Origin of the sequence: Psychrosphaera sp. B3R10 (assembly GCF_018861025.1) — a bacterium.
Taxonomy (GTDB): domain Bacteria; phylum Pseudomonadota; class Gammaproteobacteria; order Enterobacterales; family Alteromonadaceae; genus Psychrosphaera; species Psychrosphaera algicola.
Map to the genome: position 1 here is coordinate 16063 of NZ_JAHKQH010000028.1, position 20491 is coordinate 36553.

The following is a 20491-nucleotide window of genomic DNA, read 5'->3' on the forward strand; positions in this document are numbered from 1 at the left end:
TCATGACCTCGTTATTTCAACAAATTATTTCTAATCTGAAATTTGCCCAATTACGTCAGGAACTTGCCGTTTCAAAGCGCTTGTTCATTCTCAATTTTCAATCGAAAAAGTTACTGTCGTTGCTCCATACTGCAATAGCCTTTATTGCCATCTCCGCCATTTTATTTGCGTCAAATGGCTACCATACAGGGTTTCAAACCATCAATAATGTGTCTGGGTATTTACCTGAAAGTTTGTTGCAAATAATAACCTTTTTAGGAGATTCCACCGTCGCATTGGCTTTGATGCTATTTTTTGCACGTAAGAACCCAGCAACTTTGTGGGTTGTATTTGTTGCCGCCATAATTGGCATGATGATAAGCCATGGAATGAAAGACTACTTTGCTATGTTGCGGCCCGCATCTGTACTAGCGTCAACTGAGTTTTATATTATTGGAAAGCCGGTTTATCTCGGTAGCTTTCCGTCAGGCCACTCGTTAACCATATTTGTTTTTGTCGCTACCTTGATGTACTTTTCGAGCCGCAAACAAACACAGCTTTGGCTATTGTTATTTGGTATGACAATCTCTCTAAGTCGGGTACTTGTCGGCGCTCATTGGCCAATTGACATTTTAATCGGGTCTGCACTAGGCCTCATTTCTACCGTTTTAGCTGTGACGATATGTCAGCGATTCACTATTGGATTTAACCTCGTTATTCATTTGCTCCTGCTGACCTTACTCTTCGCGGCAGGCTTAAGTTTATTCCAACATGATGGGGGCTATCCACTCGCAGCGGATTTTGCAAAGCTCTTAGCTTGGTTCACTTTGTTTGTTGTGATTAAAGATTACGGATTAAACAACGTCATAACTAAAACACTAGCAAGTACTCACTTGCCACATAAAATTCATAAAATAAAACGAAATAACTAATATTGGCTCATTTGTAGATATTATAGGTTTTGGTATCAGTTACTCAAATAGGCCGGCTAAATAGCAAGTGCTGTTTGAATTACTCTTTTCATTGCTGACAAACGGTTATTTACAGTTGTGTTGCCAGTAAGGGACTCTGTTAATGGTAGGAAAGCGCCAGCAAATTTGGGACTAATCAAATTGAAATGCCAGCGCTTTCCTGAAACTAGAATGCCCAACGGTTTTTTCTAAGTCTTTATTTGTGTCAAATATAAAATTAATAATTTCCCAATATCCCAATTTGAGATACTAAAAAACATGTTGTAAACCAGTCAATTAAAGTGACGGTGGGTCAATAATCAAATTAGTGTTGAACATTTGGAGATATCAAACAGGGTGTTATATCCCGTTTCTAATCAGCATGAAACTCCACTTAGAGCTCAATTATGGTGAGGGCTAGATACAAAAAAGCCCACTCAATGAGTGGGCTTTGATAAAGATTTACTATGCGACTCTGTTTATATCGCCGCTAGGAACTGTAACTTCCATGTTACCTAAATCCATTTAGTTCCTATTTTTCATTCCTTTATTAAATCTTAGTTTGTGTAGTTTCAAATGTTACTTCGAAGAACCAACAAACTCAGGGTAAGCTTCGATACCACATTCAGAGCGGTCAACACCTTCGTATTCTTGCTCTTCAGTAACACGGATGCCCATCACAGCTTTAAGTGCGAACCAAACGATGAAGCTAGTTACGAATACCCATCCGAAGATAGTTGCTGCACCGATGATTTGACCACCTAGAGTTGCGTCGCCATTTGTAATTGGAACTAATAGAAGACCTAGTAGACCAACAACACCGTGAACAGAAATCGCACCAACTGGATCATCAATCTTAACTTTGTCTAACGACGTGATTGAGATAACAACTAAGATACCGCCTAAAGCACCAAACAATGTTGCTTGTAATGGTGTAGGAGTTGAAGGCTCAGCAGTAATTGTTACTAGACCAGCCAACGCGCCGTTAAGTGCCATTGTAAGGTCAGCTTTCTTGAATAAGATAGCAGCTAGAACTAGAGCAGCAATCGCACCACCAGCAGCCGCGGCATTAGTGTTTAAGAAAACAACCGCAACAGAGTTTGCACTACCGATATCGCCAAGTTTAAGAACTGAACCACCGTTAAAGCCAAACCAACCCATCCACAAGATGAATGTACCTAATGTTGCCATTGGCATGTTCGCACCTGGGATTGCGTTAACTTTACCTTCTTTAGTGTATTTACCTTTACGAGCACCTAGTAATAATACACCTGAAAGAGCAGCAGCTGCACCGGCCATATGAACGATACCAGAACCTGCGAAGTCAACCATAGTCAGAGAGTAAAGACCAAATACTTCTTGTCCACCCCAAGTCCATGAACCTTCCATTGGGTAGATGAAACCAGTCATTACAACTGCGAATGCTAAGAATGCCCAAAGTTTCATACGCTCTGCAACCGCACCAGATACGATTGACATAGCAGTTGCAACAAACACAACTTGGAAGAAGAAGTCAGAAGCACCAGAGTAGATAGAGCCACCAACAAAACCGTCTTCACGTGCAGCAAATTCGCCTAATGTCGCATCAACGTCAACGCTTTCGATACCCGATAAGAAGATACCGCCGTCATACATGATTGCGTAACCGCAAACTAAATACATGATGCAAGAGATTGCAAATAGCGCAACGTTCTTTGTTAAAATTTCTGTTGTGTTTTTCGAACGAACCAAACCAGCTTCTAACATTGAGAAACCAGCAGCCATCCACATGACTAAAGCACCACAAACTAAGAAATAGAATGTGTCCATAGCATATTGTAAGTGAAATATATTTTGTTCCATGATCCGACTCCTTAAATCGCTTCGCCGTCAGTTTCACCAGTACGAATACGTACCGCTTGAACTAACTCTGATACAAATATTTTACCGTCACCAATTTTTCCGGTGTTGGCAGCTTCTGCGATAACTTCAACTAAACGCTCAGCGTTTTCGTCTGAAGTTGCGATTTCTAATTTAACTTTAGGTAAGAAGTCGACTTGATATTCCGCGCCGCGGTATAATTCAGTGTGACCCTTCTGACGACCGAAACCTTTAACTTCAGTAACAGTAAGACCTTCTACGCCTACTTCACTGATGGCTTCGCGTACATCATCAAGTTTAAATGGCTTGATTATGGCAGTGACCAGTTTCATTGTTGTTTCCTTTATATTTTTGTTTATTATTTTATCGCATTGTATTAAGAAAGATCAGTGCCACAAGTTTAAATACTTGATATAAAAGAGGTTTTTGGTTTTTTCACTAACTAGATAACAAAAAACGCCCCAATATGGGGCGTTTAGCAATGTCAATTTGGTGCAGGAATAGGATTAGAAATTTATGCGTTTTTAAGGGGCACTAGGGTGTTCTAAAAAGACCGCAGATACGTTTGTATCCACCTTGATTTTTACGGTTTTATCGAGAAAAGAATACACAGTTCGGACTTTAATAGACTGCCCAAACCATTCGATAGTCGACTCAAAGTACTGGCCAACAAATCGTTCTTTCGTTACTTTTATTTTTGAATCTAGGCTAAATTCTAAACGTAAATGATGTGGTCGCAGGTAGATATCAACATATTGTCCAACCATAGATTCTATTGATGATTCACCGCAATAAGCTATTTCGCCAAGTTCTGACGATAACCTATGCGCAGACGCTACTTGCGTTCTAAGCCATAGCCCTTCCCCTAAAAACTCTGCGACAAACCGTGTTTTAGGATAGTTAAATAAACGTTCGGCTGTATCTATTTGTTCTATTTGTCCTTCGTTTAATACCGCAATACGATCACAAAAAGCAAAAGCTTCATCTTGGTTATGTGTAACAAAAAGCGCGGAGGTATTTTGGTCTTTAAGCAAGGTTCTAATATCGGCAATCAACTCGAACCGAAACTGCGGGTCGATGTTGGAAAATGCTTCATCGAACAACAAAATATTTGGTTTACAGGCAAGCGCTCGAACGATGGCGATTCTTTGTTGCTGTCCACCTGACAGCTGATGAGGGTATTTACCGCGGCTTGAGGATAATTTAATAAGCGCCAGCATTTCTGTTACGCGCTCTAAGCGTTCTTCTTTAGGTAAATGACCTAACCCAAACGCAACATTTTCTTCAACGGTTAAATGCGGAAACAACGCGTAGTCTTGAAATATCAGACCGACATTGCGCTTTTCCGTTGGCAAGTTGAGTTTGTCACTTAGTACTAATGTATCGCCAATATTTACCGTCCCTGAAACGTCTTCAAGCAGTCCTGCAACGGCTTTAAGAACGGTACTCTTGCCGCCGCCTGAAGGACCAAATAATGCCACGATTTCACCTGGCTCAATTTGCAGGTTCAATTTTTTAATGACAGGTTGGTTCTGGTAACTTACTTCGAGATTTTGAATGTTTAAAACTGACATGACATTTCCAACTACGTGTTAACTCAAAACCATTTTGCTAATGAGAGTCGATAGAACGATTTAATAAAATTAACGGAACGAGTCCAACAAGGACAATTAAAATGGCCCCTAAAGCAGCTATTTCAAGCTGCTCGTCACTCGCAAATTGATAGACATAGGTTGGTAGAGTTTGAAAATCAAATGGCCTAAGCAATAGCGCTGCTGGCAGCTCTTTCATACTTTCAACGAAGATCAACAATGACGCAACTAATGCGCTTTTACGAATTAGCGGCAGATGAACTTTCGATAATAATTTCACACCACCTTGCCCCATTGTTTTAGACACCATGTCTAGTGACGGGCTAATTTTCATGTAACTGGCTTCTACGCTTTTATTTGCGATAGCAACAAATCGAACCAAATGAGCAAGTATAATGGCGATAATAGAGCCACTTAACAATAAACCTGGCCCCTGCATTCCGAACGACTCCGCAATTTCATTGATGCTCGTATCTAAAAAGCTCAATGGAATAAGCACACCTATCGCCATAACCGTACCTGGAATTGCATAACCTGTGCTCGCAAGTTTTAAACTAAACTTTTGAGCCGGATATGGGCGACAACGTAAAATAAAGTTTAATACTACCGACAAAGCAAGCGCGGCGATCGCGGCAATCGCAGCAATCAAAATACTATTAAACGCATAAGTCATGATCCCCGTTGACCAGGATTCTGCATAGTAATCGAGTGCATACCCAACTAGGACCGCGGCGGGAACAACAAATGCGATGATTAAAATTAGACTGCAAAAACAAAAGGCTATAATGCTTTGTTTAGTTGAAAGCTGATACATTAACTTTTGTTGACTAACCTTAGCATCTGCGCCGGTTTGTTTTTTACCGTTCTGTAGTCGTTCAACGTACAAAAGCATAAACATACCGAGCACCATAATTGACGATAACTTTGCCGCCGAGCCTAAATCATAATGTCCTAACCAAGTGTCATAAACGGCTGTAGTTAATGTACTTACCGCAAAATAATGAACTGTTGCAAAATCCGCCATACTTTCCATCATTACCAGAGCAACACTAGCGATAATGGCATTTCGGGCTACTGGTAAAGAAACTTTAAAGAAGCAGCGGAGTGGCGATTGTCCCAGCGTTCTAGCGGCATGAGTTAACGCGGCATTTTGTTCCAAAAAACTAGCACGGACCATTAAATAAATATAAGGGTACAGCACTAAAGCCAGCATCAGTGACGCACCTTCAATACTGCGGATATCAAAAAACCAATAGTCATTTGGTGATTGCCAGCCGAACCAACTTCTTAACGCTATTTGAATTGGTCCCGCGTAGTCGAGCAAATCAGTATAGGTATAAGCCACTAAATAAGCTGGCATAGCTAAGGGCAAAACAAGCGCCCATTTAAAAAACGATTTGCCTTTAAATTCACAAACAGACATTAACCAAGCTAAGGGCACACCTATTAACAGGGCTAAAAAACCTACTGAAAACACCAATATTAAAGTATTTACAATATAGTCGCCTAGAACAGTTTGCTTTATATACTCAAAACTTTCACCTTCACCAACAATGGCCTCGTAAAACAAAGCGAACAAAGGCGTTGATAATAAAACAGCGAGAAGCAACCCACCTAAATGAACTTTAGAGAGTGTTCTGAAAATAGAAACGACTAAGGCAGCCAATCGGCTGCCTTTTGCATGTTCTGTTATTTTTTGTGGCTGAGGCAACGTTTCCGCAACGGCCTCACTACCTGATATTCCTAATGACAATGTGTGCCCTACAGATCAAATTTTACCTTATCAACTAAACGCAAAGCCGCTTGGCGGTACTGTGCAATTTGAGTTAATGGCAATGTATCTTCTTTAAATTTACCCCAACTCGCCACAAGTTCAGATGGTTCAACATTTGGGTTAACTGGGTATTCCATATTTAACGACGCATAAGCTTGTTGTGCTTTCTCTGACGCTAAAAATGCAATTAACAATTTGGCATTTTCACTATGCGGAGCAAACTTTGCAACAACTGCACCCGAAACATTAATGTTTACGCCACGATCGTTTTGATTTGGAAACACAATATTGACCGCTTCGGCCCAAGGTTTTTGGTCTTCATTCGTTAGCATTTTACCAAAATAATAACTGTTGCCTAACGATACATCACAAAGCCCTTCTTTAATTGCTTTTACTTGAGCACGGTCATTACCCTGTGGTTTACGAGCTAGATTGGCTTTAACACCGCGTAGCCATTGTTCCGTAGCTGCTTCACCTTTATGTGCGATAAATGACGAAATCAAACCAATATTGTATGGATGTTTGCCACTACGTGTACAAATTTTACCATCGAAGTCTGCTGAACCTAAATCTTCATAAGTTAGATTAGACGGATTAGCAATTTTGGCTTTAGATGCATATATGTTGCGAACACGCTTTGTTAATGCAACCCAATGGCCATTTTCATCACGAAAATGTGCAGGTACCGACTGATCTATTTCAGCTGACTGAAATGATTGAGTTAACCCTTCGTCTTTTAATTGCAATAATTTACTAAAATTAGATGTTAGAACAACATCCGCAGGACTGTATTTTCCTTCGCGCTTAATACGTTCAATTAAGCCGCTTTTAGCAAACACCACTTTAGTTTTAATGCCCGTTTGATCGGTAAACTGTTGCAACAAAGGTTCAATCAAAAATGACTGTCGAAACGAATAAACATTTACCGTTTTATCATTTGATCCACTGTCTTTAGCAACAGCTGTTAAACAAGTTAACCCTAGGAAAATAGCGACCAATTTTTTCATGTTTTTAAGCACTTCTATCTAATTGCGAATAATTCTCATTCATTTTAAACATCACAATAAAAATGTACAGAAATAATTTGTTCCAATTGATTCCTTTTCGATACAACGGAATTTACTGAGAATGATAATGTTTTTGGTAAAAACAATATAAGGTTCCAAACGAAACCTGATAGACACAGTTGAACAATCAACGGTATAGTGAATAACACTTATTAATTTAGACCTTCGGTTCACGACTCTATGATAAAAAGAATTGCACTTGTCGCTCATGATAAAAAGAAACCAGCCATTATTGAGTGGGCAAAAAAACACTCAGATAAACTGCAAAAACACACATTATTTGCAACCGGTACAACGGGTCGTTTAATCAAAGAAAATGCGCCATTGCTAAATCTGACACCGTTAAAAAGTGGCCCACTTGGCGGCGACCAACAGTTAGGTGCGATGATTGCTGAGGGTAAGTTAGACATCTTATTTTTCTTTACTGACCCGATGACACCACAACCGCACGACGTCGATATTAAAGCCTTATTACGTCTATCCACTATGTACAACTGTGTCGTGGCCTGTAATTTAGCGACTGCAGACTTTGTTATCGAAAGCCCTTTATTTGAAGAACCACAGGATCACACAGTGGATTTTTCGGAATATAGCGAACGCATAGTTTAAAGGTAAACAATCGGAACACTATGAATAAAATTCGCGGTTTTACGTTAATAGAATTGATCATTGTCATTGTTTTACTTGGCATTTTAGCCGTAGTTGCGTTGCCAAAATTTATCAACGCAACAGACGACGCTAGGGAAAATGTTATTGAACAACTTTTTGGCCAAATCCAAGCGACCATTGAAATGAATTACGGCTTTGCTCAGGTTAAAAACAAAACTCGTGGAACACAAACCATTGACCTCGACGAAGTTGGCGAATATACATTTAGCGGCGGATACCCCGAAGTCAAAAGTGAAGCGACAACGCCTAACAAGTACTTTTTTGACCTCATGACCTTAGGACTAAAATCGTCGATCACAATTAACGGCGCCGAACGCACTATGGAAATTGCAGGTTTAGTGACATTTGAAAACGATACGGTTGCCCGTATCGGTTTTGGAGAAGATGATTTAGAAGACGGTGAATGTTTTGTTGAATACGAATTAGACGTTGACAATAAACCGCAGGTAACAATGATCAAAACAGGTTGCAAATAATCGCAGAAAAAGTCAGCAAGTTTCTGCAAACCTGCTATTTTATTTATTCCATTTTCCCTTACGAGTGCCTGCCAATCACATTATTACGCAATTTATAGTTCAGGCTTGACAGTATTTTCAAAAAATTCTACTGATTTAATACTGCCCATCGTTATCGGCACTCTTTGGTGGAGCGATGTAGGTAAAATGTTAAGCACACTTTTGCCTTCACTAAACGCACTGCCACCTGCATTTGAAACTAGCAACCCAAGTGGATTAGCCTCGTACAACAATCGTATTTTCCCCCTCTCCATATTCGTTCTGCTGTCAGCTGGATAAAGAAAAATGCCACCTCGATATAATATTCGATGTACATCGCCCACCATAGCCGCGTTCCATCGCATGCTAGGAACATTGTCATTGTTTGTAATTTTTTCAGCTTTTGTATCAGCCATTTTTTCAACACTAAGGTCGGCAATATATTCGGCATCCGATCTAGCTGCCGCTTTTGAACCTTCTAATTGTTGATCAAAGTAACGTTTAGTCAATTGATCCCAGTATCGATAGTTTGCAAGATTTGCAGAAAACTCGTTACTTATCTTTGGGATCTCTAATTGCTCAGTTGTAAGCAAATAGCCACCATGAGTGAGGTCTAACGTATAACCCCTTGTCGGTCCACCGGTTGTCATCACCAACATTGTTGCCGCACCATACAAAATATAGCCTGCGCACAGTTGAGCACTCCCATGTTGAAAGAACTGGGCTTCATCATCCGCTGGCACCTCTGAGCGTGCAGCATAAATCGTAAATATGGTTCCTATTTGGCCATTTACGTCAATATTGGAGGAGCCATCTAATGGATCAAAGGCAATGAGGTATTTACCTTCTTTATTACCTACTACCGTATAGTCTTCTTCCTCTGACGCAATAGCCATCACTGATGATTCATCTAACAACATGGTTTTAAGCAAGTCGTTTGCGATAACATCCAGTTTTTTTTGGATTTCACCCTGTACATTTTCGCTTAATGTTGAACCTAGAACATTACCGAGCGCACCTTGGCTCACTCGAAATGCAATTTCTTTTGACGCTGCAAGGATTGTCCTGATCACGATGATAAGTTCTGACTCAACGTTATCTCGTTTTAAAACCGCCGTTAGTCTTTTCATTTGGCATAACGTCCAATGCAATTGAGGTCTTCAAAACACTGAGCCAATCTTTGTGTCATTGAGACTTGAGCATGTTTCAGCCAAACCCTTGGGTCGTAATATTTTTTGTTGGGTTTATCAATGCCCTCAGGATTACCTATTTGACTTTGTAGGTACCCCTGATATTGATTGTAATAGCCCAAAACGCCACACCAGGATGCCCACTGAGTGTCGGTGTCGATATTCATTTTCACTACCCCATAATTAAGTGATTCCGCAATCAATTCAGGCTCAGTACCCGAACCACCATGAAAAACAAAATTAAGGGGATTTAGGCCTAGGTTAAACTTCTGAGCAACAAACCGCTGTGAGTCTCGCAGTATTTTTGGTGTCAGCACTACATTCCCAGGTTTATAAACTCCGTGAACATTGCCAAACGAAGCGGCAACAATAAAGTTCGAACTTATTGGGTTTAATACCTCAAAGGCATAAGCAACATCATTAGGCTGAGTATATAGTGCAGAAGCATCCATATGACTGTTATCAATACCGTCTTCTTCCCCGCCCGTACAACCGAGCTCGATTTCGAGTGTCATATTAAGTTTTGTCATATGTGTTAAATACTTGGCACAGGTTTCGATATTTTCGGTCAATGGCTCAGCTGACAGATCAATCATATGTGAGCTAAATAGTGGTTTCCCAGTATTAAAGTAATGTTGAGCGCCGGCTTCTAACAAGCCATCTATCCAATCCAACCGAGCTTTGTCTGCATGATCAGTGTGCAATATCACAGGAACTCCATAACTTTGCGCCACCGCATGAATATAATGTGCAGCTGCCACAGCCCCCATAACGGCGAGCTCAGTGCTGGCGGTTCGTACGCCACTGCCAGCAAAAAAACACGCGCCCCCGTAGGACAATTGAATAATAACAGGCGACTGCGCTTGGCTTGCCGCAGCAAGTGTTGCGTTAATCGGATCCGTACCTATGACATTTACCGCAGGTAAGGCATAACCTTTATTGCGGGCATCCGCAAATATGCGTGTAACATCTTCACCAACTACGACCCCGGATGGGACTAAATTTACAAGTTTGCTCATACTGCCACTCCAGATTACTTATTTGCGTTGCGACAAGAGTCGATAATCATTTGCCAATTTTTTGCTGTCACCCATTCGCTTTTCGCCATCCATGTTCCACCAACAGCAAATACATTGTTTAAAGACAGGTAGTCAGCTTTGTTGGTCGCGGTTACACCACCTGTTGGGCAAAATGTTACGTCTGAAAACACACTAGAAACCGCTGATAAAAAAGGAGCACCTCCCGATAACGATGCTGGAAACAGTTTCATTTCGGTAAACCCAAATTCCCGAGCTAACAAAATATCAGCGGTATTCGACACCCCAGGTAAACATGGGACATTTGTATCTGAAAGGTTTGTTAACAACGTTGCTGACCCAGCAGGAGTAACGATAAAATCGGACCCTGCTTGCAGAGCCTTAGTCAGCAATTCAGCATTTGTGACTGTACCTGCACCGACGCACAAGTCTGGTATTTCTGATTTTATGGCTTGTAACGCCGCCAATGACTCTTGAGTACGCAAAACAACTTCGACTAAACGAAGTCCGCCTTCATACATACATTCAGCAATTTTTACCCCTTCAGCAACTGATGACGTCTGGATTATTGGCAAAACAGTTTGCCCCGATAACAGCTCGGAAAATTGAGACATGATGGCTCCCTAAATTTATGTGTGTTTTGGGTTTGTTTAACTTTACAAACAACTCGATTGAAAGGTTTGCACTGTAAATACAGGGGTAACTTCCGAGTTCCCCCTGTTCTAACTAATTATTTTTGGAGCTGATCCGCAATTAACTTAGTCTGCAAATTGTCTGATAATGCCATTTAAGGTTTCTTTTGCGTCGCCAAAAATCATTCGCGTGTTTTCTTTAAAAAACAACGGATTATCAACACCAGCAAATCCTGTTGCCATGCCTCGTTTTAAGACAAATACGGTATTTGCTAAATCCGCATTAATGACCGGCATTCCGTAAATAGGACTGCCTTCCATATCACGAGCGGCTGGATTAACGACGTCATTAGCACCAATAACGATTGCCACATCAAAACCGTCAATACGAGGGTTTATTTCGTCCATTTCAAAAAGTTGTTCGTATGAAACGTCAGCTTCAGCCAACAAAACATTCATGTGACCCGGCATTCTGCCAGCTACCGGATGGATACCGTAAGCGACCTCAGCACCGTTATTTTCGAGCAACACCTGCAACTCTTTCATTGCATGTTGTGCTTGTGCTACCGCCATCCCATAACCTGGAATAACAACTACAGATTGCGCAGCTTCCAAAATGTAATAGGCATCGTCGGCACTAATAGGTTTAATTTCGCCTTCAAGTGTTATTGAATTACTTGTTACTTTTTGGAAGCCCGAAACAAGCACGTTTTTTAACGACCTATTCATTGCCTTACACATAGTATTGGTCAGAATAATGCCGCTGGCGCCCACTAAAGCGCCGGCGACGATGAGCAAATTATTTTGCAACGCAAATCCCGCAGCACACGCCGCTATACCGGAATAACTATTTAATAATGAGATAACCACAGGCATATCAGCGCCGCCGATTGGCATAACGACTAATAAACCTAAAACTAAAGCTGTTACAAAAATCAGCCATTGGATGTCTGATGATTGTGGTGAATTCAGAAGCTGAGTTCCCCCTGCCACCATTACAGTCAACACAGCCACATTTACTATAATTTGGCCTTTAAAAACCAATGGCCGCCCGGCAATGCGTTCGCTCAATTTGCCCCAGGCCAGCAACGATCCCGAGAACGTTACGCCACCTATAACCAATGCTAAAAAGCTAACAAACACAACAAAACTAGAAATCCCATCAGTCATTAAACTTGCCCAGGCAACGCCCACACTCGCTAAACCGCCGATACCATTAAATAACGACACTAACTCTGGCATGGATGTCATTGCGACTTTTTTTGCAGCATAAGCACCAACGATTGAGCCAATCAACATACTTACTAATAACAACTCATAAGACACAATGGCTTGATCTAACAAGGTAACAATAACCCCAGTTAACATAGCAATCGACGAAATTAGATTACCTTTACGAGCCGTTGACGGGTGTCCAAGTAATTTAAGACCCATAATAAATAGTGCTGCAACGATAACGTACACACCATTAATCAAAATATTCATATCCATAACGTATTCCTTACTTCGCTTTAAACATGGCTAACATGCGATCGGTAACCATATAACCACCCACCACATTAATTGTTGCTAAACACGCTGCAAATGCCCCCAAATATGTCGAGTACGACCCCATTTCGCCACCAGCGAGTGACATCGCCGCAAGTAACGAAATACCAGAAATCGCATTAGCTCCTGACATCAATGGGGTATGTAAAGTGGCTGGCACTTTACGAATAAGCTCAAAGCCAACAACAACCGATAATAGGAGGATAAAAAGAAGATAAATGGTCGTCATTACGCCACCTCATTAGAATTATTTGTGAGAGTAGAAGTTGCGGAGTTAGCCTGTGAAACTGCACCAGTATCGTATTGTGGCTTTTCTGTTGTTACTAATTGCACTTTGCCTTGCTGCTCATAAAAGTCGGCAATCGTCTGATTAACAATGACTCCTTTGTGAGTGATGACAGCCGCTTTAAGGATTTCATCCTGCAATTCAATTGGTAACGTTTGAGTTTCTATATCCCAACATTCAGAAACTAAACTGATAATATTGCTTGAGTACATTTGTGATGCATCACGGGCAACGTCATTTGCCCAAAAGCCGGTACCTACAATGGTAACACCTTCAACATTGACGACATCCCTGGCGACTGCACATTCAACATTGCCACCGTTTTCAGCTGCCATATCAACAATGACACTGCCTGGTTTCATTTGACAAATAACATCACGCTTAATTAACACAGGTGGTTTTCTACCAAACAATTGTGCCGTAGTAATCACCAAGTCCGAACTAGCAATACATTTAGCTTGTTCGCGTTGTTGAATGGCCATTTGCTCAGGGGTTAATGCCGTTGCATATCCTTGCGCTGTTTGCGCCGTTTCGCCTAAATCAATTTCCAAAAACTTTGCCCCTAAACTTTGCACTTGCTCTGCGACTACGGCACGTGTATCAAAAGCCGTGACTTGTGCACCAAGTCGTTTCGCTGTTGCTATTGCTTGCAGTCCGGCAACACCTGCACCAATGACAAATACCTTCATTGGTTTTAGTGTTCCAGCAGGAGTCATCATCATCGGCATAACACTTTGCAAATATTGCATGCCTTTTTGCACCATGACATAACCGGCCAAACTTGCCTGTGAACTAAGCGCATCCATTTTTTGACAACGGCTAATTCGTGGCAGCATTTCGACACTAATGCTTGTGATCTGTTGGTGACAAAATGTGTCGATTAAATCAAATTCATTAAAGGGATCTAAAAAGCTGATCACTAACGCACCTGGTTGTACGTTTTTGACCTGCTCATGATTGAGTTTATGGAGCGTCACTACAATGTCAGCGCCACTAATCACTTGTTTTTTCGTATGCAGTACCGTCGCACCAGCTTGCTCATAGTCAGTATCTGAGATGTAAACCCCTTTACCTAACCCCGACTCAACAAGGACTTCCATGCCTAACCGTTTATAGGCCGCGACATTTTGAGGCAACAATGAACAACGATTTTCAAACTCGATATTTTCTCTTGGGAATGCGATATTAACCACGTTTCCTCCTAACTTTAGGTGTGACTCTCCCCTAGCCGCCACGTACGCGTTTTGACTATAGGAGATATTGACTGAACAAATATGTATTAGGCTTGTTTAAGCCCTTTTTGTACGAATAGTGAAACTAAGTTGGGTGCGTCGTATCATTTGCCTCCAAACTTGCTTTAAATAGATTAAAAGTGTCGCGCTCGACAATCGCGCCAGGATGCTGAATGACAAACCCTGCTACTTTAGCCGCCATCAAAACAGACTGCTTAATTGCAATACCATTAAGACGATTACCAATATAAGCCCCATTAAACGAATCGCCTGCTGAGGTAGTATCAACTACATTATCGACTGGAATAATGGCGACTTTGCATAACTTGCCCTGAGAAATGGTATAGACTTTTTCTGGACCATTTTTAATCACAATTTCATCGATATTAAATGGCGCTAAAAAACGGATAATGTCGGGGATCGTATCCAGTTGATATAGTGATTCTAAATCTTCAACCCCCGGTAATACCATATCGCTCATCTCGAATGCTTTTGCATATTGCAGCTTTGTTTCATCCGTTGAGTTCCATAATTTAGGTCGGTAATTAGGGTCAAATATCACCTTAACCCCACCATCTTTAAGCCGGTTTACTAACTGCCAAAACATGTCACGTAATTCAGGCTGGATCACTGCTAAGCTAATGCCGGAAATAAACAGCCAATCACTTTGTTTTAATCCGGATACCAAAGTTTCGTCTATCGCCGCTATAAATGAACGCGCCGCTGAATCATTCCGCCAGTAAGTAAATGTTCGCTCCCCCTCCTCATCAGTATTTATCCAATATAACCCCGGCGCTTTTGTCACGCTGTGAGTGATAAATTGGCAGCCAATATTTTCAGCTGCAAAACGTGACAGCATATTTTGACTTAACACGTCATGACCAACTTGCGTTGCAAATTCAACACTTAATGTTGGAAACAGTCGTTTTAAATACACACAGGTATTGTAAACATCACCGGCAAAACCTTGTTGGATTTGACCGTTTTTATCGGTCCGCAACTCCACCATACATTCGCCAAAACTGACAATTGATTTCACGTAACTGCTCCTATAAACCTAATAAATTTGGAAGAAACTCGCTTATTGCCGGTATCGCGGTCACTAAACCTAACGCCACAACCATAGCTGCATACAATGGCAATATTGGTTTGACAATTTCGGCAATAGAGACTTTCCCTATACTGCAACCGACAAATAACACACTGCCTACTGGCGGCGTACATAATCCAATTGAAAGGTTTAAGATCATCATGATCCCAAAATGCAACGGCGAAATACCTAATGACTCAGCAACAGGTAAAAATATTGGGGTGAATATCAACACCGCAGGTGTCATATCCATAAATGTTCCAATCACCAACAGAACTAAATTGATAATTAACAAGATATAAAGCGGGTTGTCAGACAACGCCAACATAAAGTTGGATATGGCTTGTGGTATCGCCTGATACGACAACAACCACGACATTGAAGAAGAAGCCGCGATTAACAACATAACGATTGATGTGGTTCGAATGGCCTGTAATAACAAAGGATAAATATCATCATGACTAATTTGTCGATAAACAAATACCGCGAGTACAAAGGAATACAATACGGCAACAGCACCCGCTTCTGTCGGGGTAAAAAAGCCACAAATAATCCCGCCTATAACTAACACCACTAGAGCAAGAGATGGGATCGCACCAATAAAAGCAGTCCAAAACGGCTTTATCGCTATGGTATTTTTAGGCACTTGATTAGTGCGTTTTAAATATATCGCTGCGGCAGTCATCAATAAAAAAGTCACTAATAAACCAGGTAAATAACCTCCTATAAAGAGCGCTGCGATTGATACCCCCCCACTAGCAAGTGAATAAATAATAAGTATGTTACTCGGTGGGATTAACATCCCTACCGTTGACGCAGTAACCGTTACGGCGGAACTAAATGGTCGTGAATACCCGGACTTTTCCATCGCTGGGATCATAAACCCGCCAACCGCTGATGTCGCTGCAACCGCCGAACCGGAAATAGACCCAAACAAGGCGCAGGAAATAACATTTACATAGGCTAAGCCACCAGGTAAACGGCCAACTAACGCCATCGCAAAGTCGATTAACCGACTTGCAATACCGCCACTTCCCATTAAATAACCTGATAAAATAAAAAACGGAACCGCTAATAAAGCAAAACTATCAACCCCTGCAACTAAACGCTGTGCAATAGTTGTTAATGCCGGCAATACATCAATCGACGCCACCATTGAAACAAATGTCGCAATGATAATGGCAATTGCAATAGGTTGATTTAGTAGTAACAGCGCGAAAAAAGCGCCAAACAATAATAACTCAGTCATTTTGAGCTCCCTTTTGGTCGTCCGATAATGATTTATTTGGTTCGTTTGATAATGCGTCGGTTGTCGACATAAAACGTTCCAAAGCAAACAACACAAATAACAATCCCGCAATTGGCAACACCATATAGATATAAGCCATGTTTATGCCCAACACGGATGAAAACTGCTCCATTGAGTAAACAATGTAAACCACGTTACCACCGCCAATGCACAACACTACAACCCCAAAGATCAGCGCGAGCAACGCATTCATTTTTCGAATAATAGTCTGTGTTGTTGGTTTAGTTTTGCTTACCAATAAATCAAATCCCAAATGATCCGCATGACGATAGGCAACGGCAGCCCCTAACATGCTGATCCAAATCAGCAGGAATCTGGCTATTTCTTCAGTAAAAGAGCTTGGACGTTCGAGTAAAAATCGCGTGATAACCTGCCACGATACGTCGACTATCAAAATCACAAGTAAACCTGCAACAAATTTACTGACAAACTTACCGATGACGTCACAGAACAAAGTTAATAGATTCATTTGGCCACTACCTCACGTTGAATTGCAGTCACCAACGAGCTGATTTCTGGGTTGGTTATATCTTGATAAAGTTTTTTAACACTCGCTCTAAAGGGAGCTTTGTCGGGGATAATGACGTTAACACCGTGTTTTTTGACTTCACGAAGCGCCATCTCTGTCGATTCTTGCCACAATTGTCGTTGAAACTCAGTCGCCGATTTCATCGCTTGTTGAACCCAGCTTTTTTGCGCGGCATTTAGTTGTTGCCATAAGTGGGTACCTATTATAATAACGTCTGGAATAGAAGTGTGTTCGTCGAGCACATAATATTGGCTGACTTCGTAATGCTTAGAGTAAAAGAAACTTGGCGGATTATTTTCAGCGCCGTCAACAACTCCTTGTTGCAATGCTGTATAAAGCTCACCCCACGACACCGGAGTCGCAGCCCCGCCCATGGTATTCACCATATTGACGGCACTTTGACTATTCATGACTCTAATTTTTAGCCCTGCTAAGTCATTGGGAGCTTCAACTTTAGCAGAGGTCGCATAAAAACTTCGGCTGCCAGCGTCAAAATAACCAAGCCCTTTAATTCGAAACCGTTCTCCCTCAGCAAGTAACGATTCACCTATTGGCCCGTTTAGAATTTGCCAGTAATGTTCTTGATCGGTAAATAAATAGGGCAGTCCAAAAACTTTCATCTTAGGAACAAAAGCTTCGAGTGAGCTTGCCGAGACCTTGGTCATACCCAAAGTTCCAAATTGGATCAATTCAATGATTTCACGTTCTGTGCCTAATTGCCCAGCTGGAAATATCTGAACGTTAAGCTGCCCAGCCGATAATTCAAGCAGTTCAGCTTGGAAATGTTTTAACGCTAAATGTACTGGATGATTAATATCTAGCCCGTGTGCAAGTCTAATGACTTTATTCACTTCCCCTTTATCAGTGCAGCTAGTGGCTCCCCCTATTAGGGTTAGCACTGTAATTACTCGTACTACATACCTTTTGAAAATTGATCGCATACGGCCCTCTAACTTTGAATTTTTGGTAAACCCACTTTTGCCTTCACCTTACAGCAAACCAAAAGCGAAACCAAGATTAATTGGTCATGCCACCTGACCATAATATTACACTGACACTAAAAATTTCAACAACTTTATTGTTTCTCGTGTTATTGTTAGCGATATTAAGCATTCAATAATTTGTTAGAAACAGCGATATCAAAGCTTCTCAAGTGTTTTAAAGGAAAAGAATTGTGGAACTCGAAACCATAAAAATTCAAAGGTTATACGTTAAGGTGGCCGAACAAATCTCTAGGTTAGTACAGGAAGGTGAACTAAAACCAGGTGATAGACTGCCGTCCGAACGTGAGTTAGCAGAAAAAATAGGCGTCAGCCGCCCAACAATTCGTGAAGCTATGATCGCCTTGGAAATAGCGGGAATAATAGAGATAAGAACAGGTTCTGGTATTTATGTAGTTGAGCAAAAACCTGAGTTAGCGCTATCTGACGAAGGGGTTGGCCCGTTTGAGGTTTTAGATACTCGATACATTATAGAAGCCGAAGCTTGCGCCTTAGCCGCGGCCCGAATTACAGAAGAACAACTTGAAGAATTAAATCAAACCATTAAAGAAATGGAAGAGGAAGAGAAACGCCCAGACGCCTCTGAAAAAGCCGATATGAAGTTTCATATGTTAATTGCCGAAGCCAGCCAAAACTCAGCGATCAGCGCGATTGTTAAGTGGCTTTGGGAGCTTAGAAATCAGTCAGCATTGAGCAAAGCATTTATGGCTAGACTACGTGAAGAAGGCATCCATCCTTCTATTAATGAACATAAACGTATTGTCGACGCGCTTGCTAAACGCAACCCAGAAAAAGCTCGAAACGCAATGAAAGCTCATATCGAAGGTGCTTCGGACGCCGCGGCAACTTACTTTTCTAGTAAAAAATAGTATATCCCCTCACTATTTCTTCTTTGGTATAACCACTTAGCATAAGCGAGTGGTTATATATTTATCTAATATTTTCAAACACTTAAGCCGAAATCATTGTGGTTTTTGTCGTCTATTTAATGAAAATCGATATTTCTGTTTGCAAAATTCGACGTACATGTGGTTAAATTGACAGGTGGCCTTACCAATATTTAAATTATTACGGTGGAAGTAGAATATTATGAAAGAGACATGGCGCTGGTTTGGACCAAACGATTCAATTACTTTAGACATGATAGTGCAAACGGGTGCTTCGGGCATCGTTACTGCTATGCATGAAGTCCCAACGGGTGAATGCTGGACATATGAAAGCATTGTCGACCGAAAGAAACTAATTGAAGCGTCAGGTCTAGAATGGACAGTGGTAGAAAGCGTACCTGTTCACAATGATATAAAAACACGTACCGGTGATTTTAAGCGGTATATTGAAAACTATAATCAAACATTGATCAATCTCGGTAAGGCCGGGGTCGACACGGTATGTTATAACTTTATGCCGGTGGTTGACTGGACTCGCACCAATCTAAACTACAAATTGCCCAATAAGAGTTTTGCACTTCGTTTTGAAATGACTGACTTTGTTGCATATGACGTATTTGTTTTAAATCGCAAAAATGCCAGAAATGACTACAAACCAGAAGTCATTGCCAAAGCTAAAACTCGACTTAATAATATGAATGCTAAAGAAGTTGAAGAGCTGGAGAAAAACATTATTGCCGGACTTCCTGGTGGCGAAGGCTCTTATAGTCGCGAGTCAATTTTAATTGCTATCAACGAATTTATTGAATTAGGGACTGAAGGATTAAGACAGAATCTTTTTTCATTTTTAGAAGAGATCATGCCAACCGCCGAGTCTGCAGGCATTAAAATGTGTATACATCCGGACGATCCACCGTTTTCACTATTTGGTTTACCGCGTGTCGTTTCTACTCAATCAGACGCTCAAGCTATTATAGACGCTGTGCCTAGTTCATCAAATGGACTGACATTATGTGCCGGTTCTTATGGGGCACGTGGAGATAACGATCTTGTTTGCATGGCCAACGCATTTGCCGAACGCATTTATTTTGTCCACCTTAGAAATGTTATTAGAGAAGTGGATGGTTCATTTTTTGAATCTGAGCACCTCTGCGGTGACAACGATATGGTTGGATTAATACAAGCCCTTTTGAAAGCCGAAACAACAAGTGGCAATTCGATCCCAATGAGACCAGATCATGGCCATTTACTCGCAGACGAGATTGGTGCAGAAGGCGTTAAACCTGGTTATTCGTACCAAGGTCGAATGAAAGGTTTAGCCGAATTACGCGGCGTTATGCACGCGTTAGAACAACTAAAATAAGG

At 41.2% G+C, this 20491-nt stretch carries 20 protein-coding genes; 5 read left to right on the plus strand and 15 right to left on the minus strand.

Going from position 1 to position 20491, the window contains the following annotated elements; translation table 11 throughout:
- The first annotated feature begins 2 nt into the window (after positions 1–2).
- Positions 3–911 (plus strand): phosphatase PAP2 family protein, encoded by a 909-nt coding sequence (locus KO525_RS11195; protein ID WP_215963906.1) that lies wholly within the window; start codon positions 3–5, stop codon positions 909–911.
- A 597-nt stretch (positions 912–1508) separates the two neighbouring features.
- Here KO525_RS11195 and KO525_RS11200 read toward each other — a convergent pair.
- The 5 genes from KO525_RS11200 to KO525_RS11220 all read right to left on the minus strand — a co-directional run bounded on the left by KO525_RS11200 (position 1509) and on the right by KO525_RS11220 (position 7162).
- Positions 1509–2771 (minus strand): ammonium transporter, encoded by a 1263-nt coding sequence (locus KO525_RS11200; protein ID WP_215963907.1) that lies wholly within the window; start codon positions 2769–2771, stop codon positions 1509–1511.
- Between the two features lie 11 nt (positions 2772–2782).
- Entirely contained in the window at positions 2783–3121 is a 339-nt protein-coding gene (glnK, locus tag KO525_RS11205) for a P-II family nitrogen regulator (RefSeq protein WP_215963908.1), read from the minus strand.
- Between the two features lie 192 nt (positions 3122–3313).
- Complete coding sequence (locus tag KO525_RS11210) at positions 3314–4363, minus strand: ABC transporter ATP-binding protein (protein WP_215963909.1); 1050 nt, start codon at positions 4361–4363, stop codon at positions 3314–3316.
- A 37-nt stretch (positions 4364–4400) separates the two neighbouring features.
- Positions 4401–6026: an iron ABC transporter permease gene (locus KO525_RS11215; protein WP_303522201.1), complete on the minus strand. Its 1626-nt coding sequence runs from the start codon at positions 6024–6026 to the stop codon at positions 4401–4403.
- Between the two features lie 116 nt (positions 6027–6142).
- On the minus strand, positions 6143–7162 hold the full coding sequence (locus tag KO525_RS11220; protein ID WP_215963910.1) for an extracellular solute-binding protein: 1020 nt from the start codon (positions 7160–7162) through the stop codon (positions 6143–6145).
- A gap of 240 nt (positions 7163–7402) precedes the next feature.
- Here KO525_RS11220 and KO525_RS11225 point away from each other — a divergent pair, with 240 nt between their 5' ends.
- Both KO525_RS11225 and KO525_RS19880 read left to right on the plus strand, forming a co-directional pair.
- Positions 7403–7831, plus strand: a complete 429-nt coding sequence (locus tag KO525_RS11225) for a methylglyoxal synthase (RefSeq protein WP_215963911.1) — start codon at positions 7403–7405, stop codon at positions 7829–7831.
- A gap of 20 nt (positions 7832–7851) precedes the next feature.
- Positions 7852–8367: a type II secretion system protein gene (locus tag KO525_RS19880; RefSeq protein WP_215963912.1), complete on the plus strand. Its 516-nt coding sequence runs from the start codon at positions 7852–7854 to the stop codon at positions 8365–8367.
- Between the two features lie 92 nt (positions 8368–8459).
- Here the strand turns inward: KO525_RS19880 and KO525_RS11235 are convergent, their stop codons facing one another.
- The 10 genes from KO525_RS11235 to KO525_RS11280 form a co-directional block, all read right to left on the minus strand.
- Positions 8460–9515 carry a class 1 fructose-1,6-bisphosphatase gene (locus tag KO525_RS11235; RefSeq protein ID WP_215963913.1) on the minus strand — a complete coding sequence of 352 codons (1056 nt, stop codon included), beginning with the start codon at positions 9513–9515 and terminating at the stop codon, positions 8460–8462.
- Positions 9512–10594: a class II fructose-bisphosphate aldolase gene (fbaA, locus tag KO525_RS11240; protein WP_215963914.1), complete on the minus strand. Its 1083-nt coding sequence runs from the start codon at positions 10592–10594 to the stop codon at positions 9512–9514. The genes KO525_RS11235 and fbaA overlap by 4 nt, the downstream gene beginning before the upstream one ends.
- Positions 10595–10608: 14 nt before the next feature.
- Positions 10609–11226 (minus strand): bifunctional 4-hydroxy-2-oxoglutarate aldolase/2-dehydro-3-deoxy-phosphogluconate aldolase, encoded by a 618-nt coding sequence (eda, locus tag KO525_RS11245; protein WP_215963915.1) that lies wholly within the window; start codon positions 11224–11226, stop codon positions 10609–10611.
- Positions 11227–11370: 144 nt separating this feature from the next.
- Complete coding sequence (locus KO525_RS11250; RefSeq protein WP_215963916.1) at positions 11371–12735, minus strand: NAD(P)(+) transhydrogenase (Re/Si-specific) subunit beta; 1365 nt, start codon at positions 12733–12735, stop codon at positions 11371–11373.
- Between the two features lie 10 nt (positions 12736–12745).
- Complete coding sequence (locus tag KO525_RS11255) at positions 12746–13021, minus strand: NAD(P) transhydrogenase subunit alpha (protein WP_215963917.1); 276 nt, start codon at positions 13019–13021, stop codon at positions 12746–12748.
- Positions 13021–14271, minus strand: a complete 1251-nt coding sequence (locus KO525_RS11260) for an NAD(P) transhydrogenase subunit alpha (RefSeq protein ID WP_215963918.1) — start codon at positions 14269–14271, stop codon at positions 13021–13023. Before KO525_RS11260 ends, KO525_RS11255 begins: the two co-directional genes overlap by 1 nt.
- Positions 14272–14395: 124 nt before the next feature.
- The gene (locus tag KO525_RS11265; protein ID WP_215963919.1) at positions 14396–15349 is read right to left on the minus strand and encodes a sugar kinase; all 954 of its coding nucleotides are present in this window, start codon (positions 15347–15349) and stop codon (positions 14396–14398) included.
- 10 nt (positions 15350–15359) lie between these two features.
- Entirely contained in the window at positions 15360–16649 is a 1290-nt protein-coding gene (locus KO525_RS11270) for a TRAP transporter large permease (RefSeq protein ID WP_215963920.1), read from the minus strand.
- Positions 16642–17178, minus strand: a complete 537-nt coding sequence (locus KO525_RS11275) for a TRAP transporter small permease (protein ID WP_215963921.1) — start codon at positions 17176–17178, stop codon at positions 16642–16644. The genes KO525_RS11270 and KO525_RS11275 overlap by 8 nt, the downstream gene beginning before the upstream one ends.
- Complete coding sequence (locus KO525_RS11280; RefSeq protein ID WP_215963922.1) at positions 17175–18179, minus strand: TRAP transporter substrate-binding protein; 1005 nt, start codon at positions 18177–18179, stop codon at positions 17175–17177. The genes KO525_RS11275 and KO525_RS11280 overlap by 4 nt, the downstream gene beginning before the upstream one ends.
- A gap of 233 nt (positions 18180–18412) precedes the next feature.
- On the opposite strand from KO525_RS11280, the gene KO525_RS11285 reads away from it, so the two are divergent.
- Positions 18413–19108 carry a FadR/GntR family transcriptional regulator gene (locus KO525_RS11285; protein ID WP_215963923.1) on the plus strand — a complete coding sequence of 232 codons (696 nt, stop codon included), beginning with the start codon at positions 18413–18415 and terminating at the stop codon, positions 19106–19108.
- Positions 19109–19328: 220 nt separating this feature from the next.
- A complete protein-coding gene (uxuA, locus tag KO525_RS11290) occupies positions 19329–20489 on the plus strand; it encodes a mannonate dehydratase (RefSeq protein WP_215963924.1) in 1161 nt (386 codons plus the stop codon).
- Positions 20490–20491: the final 2 nt, after the last annotated feature.